Source organism: Nonomuraea purpurea, assembly GCF_042650645.1.
GTDB classification, from domain to species: Bacteria; Actinomycetota; Actinomycetes; order Streptosporangiales; family Streptosporangiaceae; genus Nonomuraea; species Nonomuraea purpurea.
This window is the reverse complement of sequence record NZ_JBHSBI010000001.1, coordinates 68,660-83,395: the sequence shown is the minus strand read 5'-3', so window position 1 is coordinate 83,395 and position 14,736 is coordinate 68,660. Positions and strand designations below refer to the sequence as shown.

The window sequence follows — 14,736 nt, the reverse complement described above, 5'->3', positions numbered from 1 at the left end:
GGCAGGGACGCGGTCGAGTCCGTGACGACGGCGACCGAGGACGGAATCAGCGCTACTGAACGGGGGTGCCACCCCGCCACACCCGGCGCGGCTTGAGGCCGAAGGACCAGGCGAAGGCGCCCTCGTGGTCGGCGTCCCACTGGACGATGTCGGCCAGCCGGCCGGGGGCCAGGACGCCGCGGTCGGGGGCGCCCAGGACGGTGGCTCCGCCGAGCGTGGCGGCGCGCAGGGCGTCGTTGACGCTCATCCCGAACGCCGAGACCGCCATGGCGATGACTAAGGACATCGAGGTGATGCCGCAGTAGCCGGGGTTGTGGTCGCTGCCGAGCGCGATCTGCACGCCGTGCTTGATCATCTGCCGGACGGGCGGCAGGTGGCCGCGCTGCAGGGCCGTGGCCGGGCAGACGACGGCGGGCACGCCGTAGCGGGACATGATGGCGATGTCCTCGTCGGACATGTGGTGCAGGCCGTCGGCGGAGGCGCAGCCGAGTTCGGCGGCCAGTTGGACGGCGCCGCGGCGGCTGTAGAGGCCGGCGTGGATACGCGGCAGGAGCCCGACGTTGCGGCCGGAGGCGAGGACCCAGCGGGACTCTTCTGTGGTGAAGTGGCCCTCGTCGCAGTAGACGTCGACGCTGTCGGCGCCGGCCGCGGCCGCGTCGGCGCACCAGGCGCCCACGGCCTCGACGTATTCGCGCTGCCTGCCGAAGTACTCGGGAGGCACCACCTGGGCCGCCAGGAACGTGACGTGCACCCGCGGCATCTGCGGCTCTTTCTCCAGCTCGCGCAGGAGCCGCACGTCGGCCAGTTCGCCGTCGCGGGTGAGGTGGTAGCCGGTCTTGGCCTCGACCGTGGTGGTGCCGCTGAGCAGCCAGGAGCGCAGCCGCTCGCGTACGCCGTTGCAGAGGGTCCACGGGTCGGTGCCGCGCGTCACGGTGACGGTGGAGCCCACGCCGCCGCCCGCCGCGGTGATCGAGGCGGCGCTGGAGCCGCCGGTGCGGATGGCCAGTTCGGCGTAGCGGTTGCCGGCGTAGACCGGGTGCGTGTGGGCGTCGATGAGACCGGGCGTGACCAGGGCGCCGCCCAGGTTTTCCACGTGGTCGACGTCGACGATGTCGTCGACGACTCCGGGCACGCTCTGCGGCAGGTCGGGCGCGCGCCCGACCCACGCGATGCGGTCGTTGTGGACGAGGATGGCGGCGTTGCTGAGGACCTCGTTGCCGGTCCAGAGGCGGCCGATGTTGGTCAGCAGTCGAACGGTCACCGCATCACCGCCCCGCACGAGCCCCGATTCGCACACCGGCGTGGAGGCAGCGCCCAGCGCACGGCCTGTGCCGCGCCCACTGAGCCCGCTCCGGGTCCGGACGACATGGGGGGTCTCCTGCTCTCATCCGCATCGTGTTGTGCGGTGACCGTATCGCCAGGGCATGATCCCGGCGATTTCAGTTCAGTTACGTTATTTCACAGCCGGGCTTGCTGTACAGGGTTATTCGGAAGAAAGACCACTGATCCCAACCGTCACCCAGCCCTGCCTTGTCCCCATGGCCCCCGCTGACGACTTCGACACCAAGAGTCATCATCCGAAACCCAGAACTCAAACCTAAAGAGCAGACCAACGTTAGGTCTGGTCAATCCTAGCAATCCCGGGGTTCGGGGACCACTGCCGCTTTTGGGGATGTCTGCGCGCTTTGCGGCAAGAGATGTGGGCGCGTCACACTAGGTGACGGCCTGTCCACACCAGGCCGTCACCAGAGCCCCAGGGCTAGGAGACGCGCTCGACCGGCTTGCCCACCCGCTCCAGCTCCTTCGACAGGCTGGACAGCACGCGGGCGTGCAGGATGGTCCCGTCCTCCACGTGGTCCAGCGAGAGCACCTCGCCCTCCTTGTGGGCCCGCGAGATCAGGTCTCCCCTGTCGTAGGGCACCAGCAGCTGCACCTCGTGATCCAGCCGCGGCAACTCCCGCTCGATGAGCGACATCAGCTCGGGGATGCCCTGGCCGGTCCGCGCCGAGACCACGACGCTGTCGCGCTCGCGCCGCATGATGCGGTCGATCACGTCCTGCGTGGCGGCGTCGGCCTTGTTGATCACGATGATCTCGCGGATGCCGGAGGCGCCCTCGATGTCGGCGACCACCTCGCGCACCGCCGCGATCTGGCCTTCGGGGTCGGGGTGCGAGCCGTCGACCACGTGCAGGATCAGGTCGGCGTCGGCGACCTCCTCCAGCGTGGAGCGGAACGCCTCGACGAGCTGGTGGGGCAGGTGCCGCACGAAACCGACGGTGTCGGCGATCGTGAAGAGCCTGCCTTCCGGCGTGCGCCCCCTGCGTATGGTCGGGTCGAGGGTGGCGAACAGCGCGTCCTCGACCAGCACGCCCGCGCCGGTGACGCGGTTGAGCAGCGAGGACTTGCCCGCGTTGGTGTAGCCGGCGATGGCCACGGCCGGGACCTCGCGCCGCTGGCGCCGGTGGCGCATGGTGTCGCGCGAGGCGGACATGCCGCTGATCTGGCGGCGCAGCTTGGACATCCGCTCGCGGATGCGCCGGCGGTCAAGCTCGATCTTGGTCTCACCGGGGCCGCGGCCGCCGATGCCGACGCCGCCCGCGGCGCGACCGCCGACCTGCCTGGACAGGTTGCCACCCCAGCCGCGCAGGCGGGGCAGCAGGTATTGGAGCTGGGCCAGCTCGACCTGGGCCTTGCCCTCGCGGCTCTTGGCGTGCTGGGCGAAGATGTCGAGGATCAGCGCGGTGCGGTCGATCACCTTGACCTTGACCGTGTCCTCGAGCTGACGGAGCTGACCGGGGGCCAGCTCGCCGTCGCAGATCACGGTGTCGGCGCCGCTGGACTCGACCACGTCGCGCAGTTCCAGGGCCTTGCCCGAGCCGATGTAGGTGGCCGGGTCGGGCTTCTGGCGGCGCTGGATGAGCCCGTCGAGCACCTGCGAGCCCGCGGTCTCGGCCAGGAGCTTGAGCTCCAGGAGGGAGTTCTCCGCATCCTCGGAGGTGCCGGAGGTCCAGACGCCGACGAGGACGACCCGCTCGAGCCGCAACTGCCGGTACTCGACCTCGGAGACATCTTGGAGTTCGGTGGACAGGCCCGCCACGCGGCGCAGCGCCTGGCGCTCCTCAAGGTCCATGTCGCCGGTCTCGAACTCGTCGAGCGCGGTGTATTCGTGCATTCGTGTCATCTCTATTAGGGAACGTCTGGACACCTCGGTGTCTTCCCACGATGGTGGCATGACATCCATCAGGCAATCACCTGGTTATCCAGGTAGCACGCTGACGTTGCCGGACCCCGAGGTCAGCGAGATCTTGTGCTGGGAGGACGCGTCGTTCTTCACCGAGATCTTGGCGTCACCGGATCCCACGTCGGTCTTCACGTCGTATGCCCCGTCGGGCACGTTCAGCGTGACGTCGCCTGAGCCCGTCTTCACCTCCGCGCTGTCGGGAGGTGAACTGTACTTGAGCTCGGTCTGCCCCGACCCCACGTCGGCGAACATCTTCTTGCCCGCCAGCCCGGTCGCGTCGACGTCGCCGGACCCGGCGTGCAGGTTGACCGGCCCGGTCAGCCCTCTGAGCGTGAGGTTGCCCGAGCCGCTGTCGAGGTCGACGGCCAGCCCTTTGGGAACCTCGATCTTGTAGTCGACGCCGCAGCTCCCCCAGTTCGAGGGGCAGTCGTAGGTGACGAACAGCGCCTGCCCCTCCACCTTGTGCTCAGGACGGGGCTTGTCGTCGCCCCGCCAGCGCAGGGTCTCGGTGACCCGGATCGCGCCGCCGTCGGTCTCGGTGATCAACGCCTCGCCGGAGTTGCTCTTGAGCTGCAGCTTCGTGACCTTCTCCGTCACCTCGTAGGAAACGGTGTCCTGGCTGCTGGACACGGCGACGTTCGCGAGCCCGCATCCGGAGAGCAGCAGCGCGGAGGCGAGCAGCCCGCCTGCGATGACCATCGTCTTCATGTTGTTCATCGTTTCCCACAGCGGGCAGCGTTCACATCGGGGATCACCCCGACGACTCCCCGGCGTAACCCCAGCTTTGACCGGGGATACGGCGCCGGAGTAGCTTCGATTCCACAATCCAGAACCCGTTTTCCACAGAGCGGAAAGAGATCCCATGGAGATCACCGGCCCGATGCTCGACAGGTTCGACGAGATCCTCACGCCGCGGGCGCTCGAATTCGTGGCGGCGCTCCAGCGGGAGTTCGGCCAGCGACGGCTGGAGCTGCTGGAGGTCCGCCAGGCGCGGCAGGCCGAGCTGTCGGCGGGCGGCGCGCTCGACTTCCTGCCGGAGACCAAGGGGGTCAGGGAGAGCGAGTGGCAGGTCGCCTCCCCCGCGCCCGGCCTGGAGGACCGCCGCGTCGAGATCACCGGTCCCGTCGACAAGAAGATGACGGTCAACGCGCTCAACTCCGGCGCCAAGGTCTGGCTCGCGGACTTCGAGGACGCCAACTCTCCGCTCTGGGAGAACTGCGTGGGCGGCCACCTCAACCTGCGCGACGCGCTCGAGCGCACGATCGACTTCGAGACCGGCGGCAAGACGTACGCGCTCAAGCCCGACTCCGAACTGGCCACGGTCGTGGTCCGGCCGCGCGGCTGGCACCTGGACGAGAAGCACGCGCGGGTCGACGGCCACCCGGTGTCGGGGTCGCTGTTCGACTTCGGGCTCTACTTCTTCCACTGCGCCCAGCGGCAGATCGACAAGGGCAAGGGCCCGTACTTCTACCTGCCCAAGATCGAGTCGTACCTTGAGGCGCGCCTGTGGAACGAGGTCTTCACCCGGGCGCAGGAGCTCCTCGGCATCCCCCACGGCACGATCCGCGCGACCGTGCTCATCGAGACCTATCCGGCGGCGTTCGAGATGGAGGAGATCCTCTACGAGCTGCGCGACCACTCGGCCGGGCTCAACGCGGGCCGCTGGGACTACCTGTTCAGCGTGATCAAGAAGTTCCGCACCAGGGGCCGCGAGTTCCTGCTGCCCGAACGGAACGCGGTGACGATGACGGCGCCGTTCATGCGCGCCTACACCGAGCTGCTCGTGCGCACGTGTCACAAGCGCGGCGCGCACGCGATCGGCGGGATGGCGGCCTTCATCCCCTCCCGCAGGGACCCCGAGGTCAACGCGGTGGCGCTGGAGAAGGTGCGGGCGGACAAGACGCGTGAGTCCGGCGACGGGTTCGACGGCTCGTGGGTGGCCCACCCCGACCTGGTGCCGGTCTGCCGCGAGGTGTTCGACGGGGTGCTGGGCTCGCGGCCCAACCAGCTCGGACGGCTGCGCGAGGACGTCGGCGTGTCGGCCGCCGACCTGCTGGCCGTCTCCGAGACCCCCGGCGAGATCACCGAGGCGGGGCTGCGCAACAACGTGGACGTGGCGCTGCGCTACCTGGCCGCCTGGATGGGCGGGCTGGGCGCGGTGGCGATCCACAACCTCATGGAGGACGCCGCCACGGCCGAGATCTCGCGTTCGCAGATCTGGCAGTGGATCCACAACGACATCACGCTCGCCGACACCGGCGCGCGGGTGACGAAGGAGCTGGTCGAGCGGATCATCTCCGAGGAACTCGACAAGATCGCCGCGGAGCCCGGGTACGACGAGAAGCTCTTCGCGCAGGCCACCGCCCTGTTCAAGGAAGTGGCGCTGGACGACGACTTCGCGGAGTTTTTGACCCTTCCGGCTTACGCTCGAATGCCGTAAAACCCTAAAAGGGCCGTAAATCCTAAAAAGGGGGGACAAAGTGGGAGCTGTGCTGGAGACCTTGACGGCAGCCCTGCGCTCGCTGCTGCCCCACGATTCGGTGATCACCGATCCGGTGCGCCTGCGCACCTACGAGTGCGACGGCCTGACCTACCACCGGGCGACCCCCGGCGTGGTCGTGCTGCCGGACACGGCCGACCAGGTCGCCCGCGTGGTCCGATTGTGCAACGACTTCGGCGTGCCGTTCGTCGCCAGGGGCTCGGGCACGGGCCTGTCGGGCGGCGCGCTGCCCCGCGAGGACGGCGTGCTCATCGTCACCTCCAAGATGCGCGCGATCCTGGAGATCGACCTGGCCGACCGCAGGGCCGTGGTCGAGCCCGGCGTCACGAACCTGGCCATCACCGAGGCCGTGCGCGCCCAGGGCTACTACTACGCGCCCGACCCCTCCAGCCAGCAGATCTGCTCCATCGGCGGCAACGTCGCCGAGAACTCCGGCGGCGCCCACTGCCTCAAGTACGGCTTCACGGTCAACCACGTCGAAGCGTGCGAGATCGTCACCCCGGACGGCGACCTGGTCACGCTCGACCGCATGGACCCGGGCTACGACCTGCTGGGGGCGTTCATCGGCTCGGAGGGCACACTGGGCATCGCCACCAAGATCACGGTTCGGCTCTGCCGCGCGCCCGAGTCCGTCACCACGGTGCTGGCCGCGTTCGAGAGCATCGAGCAGGGCGGCCAGGCCGTGTCGGCGATCATCGGGGCGGGCATCGTGCCGGCCGCGATCGAGATGATGGACGCGCTGGCCATCGAGGCGGCCGAGGCCGCGGTGGCCTGCTCCTACCCGCGGGGTGCGGGCGCCGTGCTGATCGTGGAGCTGGACGGGCCCACCCCGGAGGTGGAACGGCAGTTCGCCCAGCTCAGACAGATCTGCTCGGGCGCGTTCGAGCTGCGCGTGGCGGCCGACCCGGCCGAGCGGGCGGCGATCTGGAAGGGGCGCAAGTCGGCGTTCGCGGCCGTGGGGCGCATCAGCCCGGCCTACATCGTCCAGGACGGCGTGGTTCCGCGCACGTCGCTGCCCGGCGTGCTGGCGGCCATCGACCGGCTCTCGCGCGAGCACCACATCAGGGTGGCCAACGTCTTCCACGCCGGTGACGGCAACCTGCATCCGCTGGTGCTGTTCGACGATGCGGAGCCGGGGGCGGGCGAGCGGGCCGAGGTGGTGTCGGGCGCGATTCTTGACCTGTGCATCGAGCACGGCGGCTCCATCACGGGCGAGCATGGGGTTGGGGTGGATAAATCGCGTTATATGCCGAAGATGTTTACCGAAGACGACCTGGACACCATGCAGCTCGTCCGCTGCGCGTTCGACCCCCGGGGCCTGGCCAACCCCGGCAAGGTGTTCCCCACACCGAGGCTGTGCGGCGAGGTGCCGGGGATGCGCAAGGGCGTGCACCCGCTGGTGGAGTCGGGGAAGGCGGAGCAGTTTTGATCGGCGGGGTGACGGTCAGGCAGGCGGACGCCGACGACGCGGTCGGCGGCGTGCGGCCTCGCTGGGTCGCGCTGCCTGAGAGCGTCGAGGAGATCGCGGCCGTGCTGCGGGGCTGCGCCGAGCGTGACCTGGCGGTGGTGCCCGCGGGCGGCGGCACGAAGCTGCACTGGGGGCGCCCGCCCGAGCGCTGCGACGTGCTCCTCGACCTGTGCTGCATGAACGAGATCATCGAACACGCCGCGGGCGACCTCGTGGTGCGCGCGCAGGCCGGGGTGACGATGGACGCCCTGGCCGCCGCACTCGCGGACAAGGGGCAGGAACTGGCGCTCGACGTGCCGTTCGCCGAGGGCGCGACCGTCGGCGGCACGCTGGCCGCCGCGCTGCCCGGACCGCGGGCCTTCCGCTACGGCACGGCCCGCGACCTGCTCATCGGCATCACCGTCGTGCTCCCCGACGGCACGATCGCCAAGTCGGGCGGCAAGGTCGTCAAGAACGTCGCCGGCTACGACCTGGGCAAGCTCTTCACCGGCTCGTACGGCACGCTGGGCGTCATTGCCGAGGCCACGTTCCGCCTGCATCCGCTCCCGGCCGAGCGCCGCTGGATCACCGCGCGGCTCGATCGCGCCGCGCTGCCGCCGATCGCCGCCGCGCTGGCGGCCTCGCAGGCCGAGCCGAGCGCGGTCGAGGTCGACTGGCCCAGGCCCGACGGCCCGCTGACCCTGGCCGTGCTGGTCGAGGGCACGGCGGCGCAAGCCAGGGCCGAGGCGCTGCGCCAGGTGATCGGCGCGGGCACGGTCGGCGCGGAGCGGCCCGCGTGGTGGGGGCTGATCGAGCGCGACGACGTGCTGGTGGAGGTGCGCTTCCCGCCGTCGGCCACGGCGGCGGTGCTCGACGCGGCGGCAGCGACGGGGATGGCGCTGCGGGGCTCGCCGGTCTCCGGACGGGTGCTGCTGGAGTCGTGGCGGGCGATCGAGGAGGACGAACTGGCCGCCGCGGTGTCCGGGCTGCGCGAGCGGGTCGAGGAGGCGGGGGGACGGGTGAACGTGCTGGCCGCGCCGTACGCGGGCGTCGAGCGGTGGGGCCAGGTGAGCGGGCTGCCGTTGATGCGGCGGGTCAAGGAACGCTTCGATCCCGGGCGCATGATGTCCCCCGGACGGTTCTTGGGAGGCATCTGACGTGGACCCGAACCTGATCAACGACTGCGTGCACTGCGGGTTCTGCCTGCCGACCTGCCCGACGTACGCGCTGTGGGGCGAGGAGATGGACTCGCCGCGCGGACGCATCCACCTGATGAAACAGCACGTCGAGGGCACGCCGATCACGCCGGAGATGGCCGGGCACTTCGACGCATGCCTGGGCTGCATGGCCTGCGTGACGGCCTGCCCGTCCGGGGTCCAGTACGACCGGCTGATCGAGCAGACCCGCGTGGAGGTGGAGCGGGAGCACGTTCGCGAGCCGCAGGAGCGGGCCGTACGCGAGATCGTCTTCCAGCTCTTCCCCTACCCGCGCAGGCTGCGGCTGCTGCGGCCGACGATGTGGCTGGCGGAGCGGATGGCGCCGTTCCTGCGCCGGGCGAACCCCAGCCTCGGCGCCATGGCCGCCCTGGCGCCCCGCGTGGAGCACAGGCAGCGGCTGCCGCGCCTGGTCAGGGCCAGGGGCGAGCGCAGGGCCGTGGTCGGGATGCTGATGGGCTGCGTGCAGCGGGAGTTCTTCCCCCAGGTCAACGCGGCGACCGCGCGGGTGCTGGCGCTGGAGGGCTGCGACGTGGTCATCCCGCCCGAGCAGGGCTGCTGCGGGGCGCTCAGCGTGCACGCCGGGCGCGGGGAGCAGGCCAGGCGGCTGGCGGGCCAGGTGGTCAGGACGTTCGAGCGGGCCGGGGTCGACACCGTCGTGGTGAACGCGGCCGGCTGCGGCTCCTCCATGAAGGAGTACGCCGAGTTGCTCGGCCGCGAGCCTGGTTTCAGGGTCGTGGACCTGTCGGAGTACCTGGCCGAGCTGGGTCCCGTCGCCAAGCGCCACCCGCTGCCGCTGACCGTGGCCTACCACGACGCCTGCCACCTGGCCCACGCCCAGGGCGTGCGCTCGCAGCCGCGCGAACTGCTGAGCGGCATCCCCGACCTTGAGGTGCGTGAGATCCCCGAGTCGGCGATCTGCTGCGGCTCGGCGGGCACCTACAACCTGTTCCAGCCGCAAGCTGCCCACGACCTCGGTGACAGGAAGGCCGCCGCCCTCCGCACGACGGGCGCCGAGCTGCTGGTCTCCGCCAACCCGGGCTGCACCATGCAGATCGCCTCCGCCATGCGGCGCGCCGGCGCCGGCATCAGGGTGGCGCACACGGCCGAGGTCCTCGACGCCTCCCTGCGCGGGGTTCAACTGTGAGCGTGCAGTCGGTCGAGCGGGCGCTTGACGTGCTGGAAGCGCTGGCCGAACACGGGGGCGAGGCCGGCCTGTCGGAGATCGCCGCCAGGACCGGGCTGCCGTACGGGACCATCCACCGGCTGCTGCAGACCCTGCTGGCCCGCGGCTACGTCCGGCAGGAATCGGACAGGAGGTACGCGCTGGGCGGCGGCCTCGTGCGCCTGGGCGGCATCGCCGAGAGCATGGTCGGCGTGTGGGCGCGGCCCTACCTGGCCCAGATGGTCGAGCTGTCGGGCGAGACCGCGAACCTGGCCGTGCTCGAAGGCGACTTCGTCGTCTACGTGGCGCAGGTGCTCTCGCCGCGCAGGCTGCGGATGTTCGCCGAGGTCGGCAGGCGGGTGCTGCCGCACAGCACGGCCGTGGGCAAGGTGCTGCTGTCGGGGCGGGCCCCGGCCGACGCGATGGCCGTCTTCGAGCGCACGGGCATGCCCCGCCGCACCCCCAACACGATCACCGACTTGGCGGCCATGCTCGACGAGCTCGACCTCGTCAAGTCCCGCGGTTACGCCATGGACCTGGGCGAGGAGGAGCTCGGCGTGCACTGCCTGGCCGTGCCGGTGTGGGACGGCGGGCGGGTGGTGGCCGCGATGTCGGTCTCGGGGCCCGCCGAGCGGATCGACGCGCTCGACCGCGACGACCTGGCCGGCCGCCTGCGCAGGATCGCCCTCGACTTCGGCGGCGAACTCGGCCCCTCGGCCGACGGCGAAGGCGCCCGCACCGGCCGCTGAGCACACGCCTCGGAGACGGGACCCGCCCCCGGGGCCGACACCCACGTATGCTGTTGCGCTATGAGCAACACCACGACGGTCCAATCGGTCGATCGTGCGATCGCGATCCTGGAGATCCTCGCCCGCGACGGCGCGACCCGGGTGACGGATCTCGCGGTGGAGCTGGAGGTGCACAAGTCCACGGCGTTCCGGCTGCTGGCGGCCCTGGAGCAGGGCGGGCTCGTGGAGCAGAGCGGCGACCGGGGGCGCTACCGGCTGGGGTTCGGCGTGGTGCGGCTGGCCGGGGCGGCCACGGCCCAGCTCGACCTGTCGCGCGAGAGCAGGCCGGTGTGCCTGCGCCTGGCGGAGGAGATCGGCGAGACCGTCAACATCGCGGTGCCGCAGGACGGCGACGCGGTCAACATCACCCAGGCGCGCGGCCCCTCGGCGATCTCCGGGCACAACTGGGTCGGCCAGCGCACCCCCTCCCACGCCACCTCCAGCGGGAAGGTGCTGCTGGCCTTCGGCGCCCTGCGGCTGCCCGCCGAGCTGACGCGCTACACGCCCCACACGATCACCTCGGCCGCGGCGCTGCGGCTCGACGAGATCAGGGAGCGCGGCTGGGCGGCCGCCGTGGAGGAGCTGGAGGTGGGGCTGAACGCGGTGGCGGCCCCGATCATGGGCGGCGACGGCTCGGTGGTGGCCGCGCTCAGCGCCTCCGGACCGTCCTACCGGCTGACGAAGGAGCGGCTGGCGCAGGTAGGCGAACTGGTGGCCGACGGCGCCAGGGAGGTAAGCCAGCGCATCGGCTATTACCGTTGAGCGCATGTGTAGAAGCATCAAGACGCTGCGCCCCCCGTACACCGAGAGCGTGACAGAGGAGGACGTGCGGGCGGCGGCGCTGCAGTACGTCAGGAAGATCTCCGGCTTCCGCGCGCCCGCCGCGCACAACGCCGAAGCGTTCGACCGGGCCGTGGAGACGATCACGAGGGCGTCCGAGGAGCTCCTGGGGGCGTTGCAAGTTCGCGGATCGCGTTGACACAGCACCGAAGCGGGCCGGCCGGTTCTGATGCGTCCCCCGGACCGCCGTCGCCCCATGAGGTCGCGCAGGTTCTCCGGCGCCACTTGGGGGTAGATCGGTGAACATGTGCACGAGGGCGTCGTGTCGGGAGGACGACATGACACTCATTGTTACACATCGAATGCGCAAAGTAACGAAGATTTGATCGAATGAGGCGGCTCGCTCTTGGCGGAGGCTCGGCTGTACCTGGTGCGTGGCGTGCCGCTGGTGAGTTTCATGGCTTCGACGTCCACCGGGGAGAACCGCCGCTCGCGACCGACCCAGGCGACCGGAATCTTCCCCGAATCAGCCTGAAGACGAAGCGCCACAGGTGGATGCCGAGACGTTTCGCAGCCCTTGAGAGCCGAAGAAGTTCCGCAGCGGTCATTTCACTACGATCGTTCAGGATCATTAATCAAGCTGATGAGCCTGACGGGCCCCATTCAGTGGTGGAGTGTGACGGGCTGGCCGCCCGAGCAGCCGAGCTTCAGCTCGACCTCCTCGCCCTCGGCGGGCTCGAACTCGACCTTGGCCTCGCGGGCGGGCCCCCGCTCGACGTCGTCCACGGAGTAGTCCTGGGCGGGCGTCCACGAGCGCAGCGTGATGAGGTCGCCCTCGCAGGAGGCGATCACCGTGCCGCCGGCGCTGCGGATGAGCTTGCCCTGCGCGGGCGAGGCGCCGGGGGTGGCGCCTGCACTGGACGTGGCACTGGACGTGGCACTGGACGTGGCACTGGACGTGGCGCTGGGTGTGGCGCTGGGCTGGGCGGCGGCGCGGGTGGTGGCCGTGGCCAGGGCGCCGCGGACCTCCGCCTGGCTGAGCACGTGGCTGGGGGCGCCTGTCAGGCCGGTGCCGATGAGGCCGAGCATGGCCACGGACGCGCCGGTCGCGGCGACGGCGGTGGCGGCCCAGGCCAGCACGAGTTTCTTCATCGCCCTCCACCTTCCCCCATGTCGTGCTAAGCCGGGGTTAAGACGACGATAAGGCCGCGCGTGGCATCGCCACGGAGCGTTTACGTTCTTGATATGGCTGACATCCTGCTCATCGAGGACGACGTGGCGATTCGCACAGCGCTCAGCCGCGGACTGCGGGAGCTCGGCCATGCCGTCTCCTCCTCGCCGACGGCGCTGGAGGGGCTGCGCCTGGCCGTCCAGGACCGTCCCGACCTGATCGTGCTCGACCTGGGGCTGCCGGACCTCGACGGCGTGGAGCTGCTGCGGATGTTGCGGGCGGTCAGCCGGGTGCCGGTGATCGTGGCGACCGCCCGCGACGGTGACGCCGAGATGGTGCCGGTGCTGGACGCGGGGGCCGACGACTACGTGGTCAAGCCGTTCAGCGCGGCGCAGCTCGACGCCCGTATCAGGGCCGTGCTGCGGCGGGCGGGCGGCACGGCGCCCGAGCCGCTGGCGGTGGGGGCGCTGCGGGTGGACCCGCGGGCGCGCACCGCCACGCTCGACGGGGCGTCGCTGGATCTGACGCCGCGCGAGTTCGACGTGCTGCACTATCTCGCCGCGCGTCCTGGCGAGGTGGTGACCAAGCGGGAGCTGCTGACGGAGGTGTGGCAGTTGCCCTACGGCGGGGCGGACAAGACCGTGGACGTGCACCTGTCGTGGTTGCGCAGGAAGCTCGGCGAGACCGCGTCGGAGCCCCGCTACCTGCACACGGTGCGCGGCGTCGGGGTCAAGCTCGTGGAACCCTCGTGAGGCGCTGGCTGGCGCTGCTGGTGGCGGCGACGACGTCGCTGGTGCTGATCGCGCTGCTGGTGCCGATGGCGTTGCTGATCCGCGACGTGGCCGAGAACGGCGCGTTGAGCAGGGCCACGGTCGCCGCAGAGTCCGTGTCCGTCGCGGTGGGCACGCCGGACCTGGCGCTGGCCGTGGCGCAGGTGGCGCGCCCTGTGACGGTGTTCCTGCCCGACGGCCGGACGATCGGCGCGCCCGCCACCCGTTCCGACGCGGTACGCCTGGCCGCCACCGGGCGCAGCGTCACCGCCGCCGCCCCCGGGGGCAGCGAGGTCCTCGTCTCGGCGCAGTCGTCGGGCGGCACGGCCGTGATCAGGGTGCTCGTGCCGGACGACGAGCTGATGAGGGGCGTGCGCGAGGCCTGGCTGGCGCTGCTGGTGCTCGGGCTGGCGCTGGTGGTGCTGGGCATCGTGCTGGCCGACCGGCTGGCGCTGGCCGTGACCCGGCCGGTGGACGGCCTGGCGCGGGTCTCGCACCGGCTCGCGGGAGGCGACCTGAGCGCCCGCGCGGAGCTGGGCGGGCCGCCCGAGGTGCGGTCGGTGGCGATGGCGCTCAACCATCTCGCGGGCCGGATCGACGAGCTGCTGGTGGCCGAGCGGGAGTCGGTGGCGGACCTGTCGCACCGCCTGCGCACGCCCCTGACGGGCCTCAGGCTCGACGCGGAGTCGCTGCGCGACCCGGAGGAGGCGGCGCGCATGCAGGCCCGCGTGGACGCGTTGCAGCGGGCGGTGAGCACGGTCATCACCGAGGCCCGCCGCCGCTCGGCCGGGCGCGAGTCGTGCGACGCGGCGGCGGTGGTGCGCGAGCGGGTGCGGTTCTGGTCGGTGCTGGCCGAGGACCAGGGGCGGGAGGTGGAGGTGGTCCTGCCGCCCGCGCCGCTGCCGGTCGCCGTGGGGGCCGAGGAGCTCGCGGCCTGTGTGGACGCGCTGCTCGGCAACGTCTTCGCGCACACCCCGGAAGGGGCGTCGATGGCGGTACGGCTGACGCCCCACGAGGAGGGCGCGCTGCTGGCGGTCGAGGACGCGGGGCCGGGAATCGACCCCGCGCTGCTGGAGCGGGGCAACAGCGGCGGTGGCTCGACCGGGCTCGGGCTGGACATCGCCCGGCGCACCGCCGAGTCGTCAGGCGGCACGCTGGTCGTCTCCTCGCCGCCCGGGGGCGGGGCGCGGGTGGAGATCGTGCTGAGCGCCCCATGACCGGGAGACGCCCTTAACCACGGCTTAGCGCGCGGTTACCGGGGATCGCGGTTTCGTGGAGTCATGCAGATCACGAAGAAGTTCATCATCGTCGGTGCCGGTGTCCTCACGCTCGTCGCGGGCGGTGGCGTCGCGTACGCGGCCACCTCCTCCTCCGCGGCGGCGCCCAGGATCACGGCGGAGCGGGCCATGCAGATCGCGCACCAGCGGGTGCCGGGAGCCTGGGTGAGCGAGGTCGACTACGACGGGCGCGGCACGCGGGCCGACGTCTGGGAGATCGAGCTGACCAAGGGCTCCATGCACCACGAGCTGGACGTGGACGCGGCCACGGGCAGAATCCTCAAGTACGAGACCGAGCGCGCCGACCGGGACGACCACGGCGACGACGACCGGCGCGGCCGGGGCCACGACGACCGCGACGACGACTGACCCGATCCGAATGC

The 14,736-nt window shown here is 71.1% G+C and carries 14 protein-coding genes; 10 read left to right on the top strand and 4 right to left on the bottom strand.

The genetic code is table 11. The annotated features are described in order from the left end of the window. Positions 1-52: 52 nt before the first annotated feature. From ACFOY2_RS00380 to ACFOY2_RS00370, 3 genes are all read right to left on the bottom strand, one after another. Positions 53-1,261: an amidohydrolase family protein gene (locus ACFOY2_RS00380; RefSeq protein WP_357810644.1), complete on the bottom strand. Its 1,209-nt coding sequence runs from the start codon at positions 1,259-1,261 to the stop codon at positions 53-55. 498 nt (positions 1,262-1,759) lie between these two features. Continuing rightward, positions 1,760-3,172, bottom strand: coding sequence for a GTPase HflX (gene hflX / locus ACFOY2_RS00375; protein WP_379526434.1), 1,413 nt, complete (start codon positions 3,170-3,172; stop codon positions 1,760-1,762). 84 nt (positions 3,173-3,256) lie between these two features. Further along, the gene (locus tag ACFOY2_RS00370; protein WP_379525846.1) at positions 3,257-3,949 is read right to left on the bottom strand and encodes a DUF4097 family beta strand repeat-containing protein; all 693 of its coding nucleotides are present in this window, start codon (positions 3,947-3,949) and stop codon (positions 3,257-3,259) included. Between the two features lie 154 nt (positions 3,950-4,103). Here ACFOY2_RS00370 and aceB point away from each other — a divergent pair, with 154 nt between their 5' ends. The 7 genes from aceB to ACFOY2_RS00335 are packed head-to-tail and all read left to right on the top strand — an operon-like array spanning position 4,104 to position 11,334. Then, positions 4,104-5,681: a malate synthase A gene (aceB, locus tag ACFOY2_RS00365; RefSeq protein WP_379525845.1), complete on the top strand. Its 1,578-nt coding sequence runs from the start codon at positions 4,104-4,106 to the stop codon at positions 5,679-5,681. A gap of 40 nt (positions 5,682-5,721) precedes the next feature. Then, the gene (locus ACFOY2_RS00360; RefSeq protein WP_379525844.1) at positions 5,722-7,170 is read left to right on the top strand and encodes an FAD-linked oxidase C-terminal domain-containing protein; all 1,449 of its coding nucleotides are present in this window, start codon (positions 5,722-5,724) and stop codon (positions 7,168-7,170) included. A gap of 8 nt (positions 7,171-7,178) precedes the next feature. Then, complete coding sequence (locus ACFOY2_RS00355) at positions 7,179-8,345, top strand: FAD-binding oxidoreductase (protein ID WP_379525843.1); 1,167 nt, start codon at positions 7,179-7,181, stop codon at positions 8,343-8,345. Position 8,346: 1 nt separating this feature from the next. Next, the gene (locus ACFOY2_RS00350; protein ID WP_379525842.1) at positions 8,347-9,549 is read left to right on the top strand and encodes a (Fe-S)-binding protein; all 1,203 of its coding nucleotides are present in this window, start codon (positions 8,347-8,349) and stop codon (positions 9,547-9,549) included. Positions 9,550-9,551: 2 nt separating this feature from the next. Next, positions 9,552-10,316: an IclR family transcriptional regulator gene (locus ACFOY2_RS00345; RefSeq protein WP_379526433.1), complete on the top strand. Its 765-nt coding sequence runs from the start codon at positions 9,552-9,554 to the stop codon at positions 10,314-10,316. A gap of 60 nt (positions 10,317-10,376) precedes the next feature. After that, positions 10,377-11,117 carry an IclR family transcriptional regulator gene (locus ACFOY2_RS00340; RefSeq protein ID WP_379525841.1) on the top strand — a complete coding sequence of 247 codons (741 nt, stop codon included), beginning with the start codon at positions 10,377-10,379 and terminating at the stop codon, positions 11,115-11,117. Positions 11,118-11,121: 4 nt separating this feature from the next. Beyond that, positions 11,122-11,334, top strand: coding sequence for a DUF2277 domain-containing protein (locus ACFOY2_RS00335; RefSeq protein WP_132596886.1), 213 nt, complete (start codon positions 11,122-11,124; stop codon positions 11,332-11,334). 464 nt (positions 11,335-11,798) lie between these two features. Here ACFOY2_RS00335 and ACFOY2_RS00330 read toward each other — a convergent pair whose 3' ends face one another. After that, positions 11,799-12,287 (bottom strand): hypothetical protein, encoded by a 489-nt coding sequence (locus tag ACFOY2_RS00330; protein ID WP_379525840.1) that lies wholly within the window; start codon positions 12,285-12,287, stop codon positions 11,799-11,801. A 93-nt stretch (positions 12,288-12,380) separates the two neighbouring features. On the opposite strand from ACFOY2_RS00330, the gene ACFOY2_RS00325 reads away from it, so the two are divergent. The 3 genes from ACFOY2_RS00325 (at position 12,381) to ACFOY2_RS00315 (ending at position 14,722) form a co-directional block, all read left to right on the top strand. After that, positions 12,381-13,058 (top strand): response regulator transcription factor, encoded by a 678-nt coding sequence (locus ACFOY2_RS00325; RefSeq protein ID WP_357810670.1) that lies wholly within the window; start codon positions 12,381-12,383, stop codon positions 13,056-13,058. Then, on the top strand, positions 13,055-14,293 hold the full coding sequence (locus ACFOY2_RS00320) for a sensor histidine kinase (RefSeq protein ID WP_379525839.1): 1,239 nt from the start codon (positions 13,055-13,057) through the stop codon (positions 14,291-14,293). Before ACFOY2_RS00325 ends, ACFOY2_RS00320 begins: the two co-directional genes overlap by 4 nt. A gap of 63 nt (positions 14,294-14,356) precedes the next feature. Further along, positions 14,357-14,722, top strand: a complete 366-nt coding sequence (locus tag ACFOY2_RS00315; RefSeq protein WP_379525838.1) for a PepSY domain-containing protein — start codon at positions 14,357-14,359, stop codon at positions 14,720-14,722. The last annotated feature ends 14 nt before the right edge of the window (positions 14,723-14,736 follow it).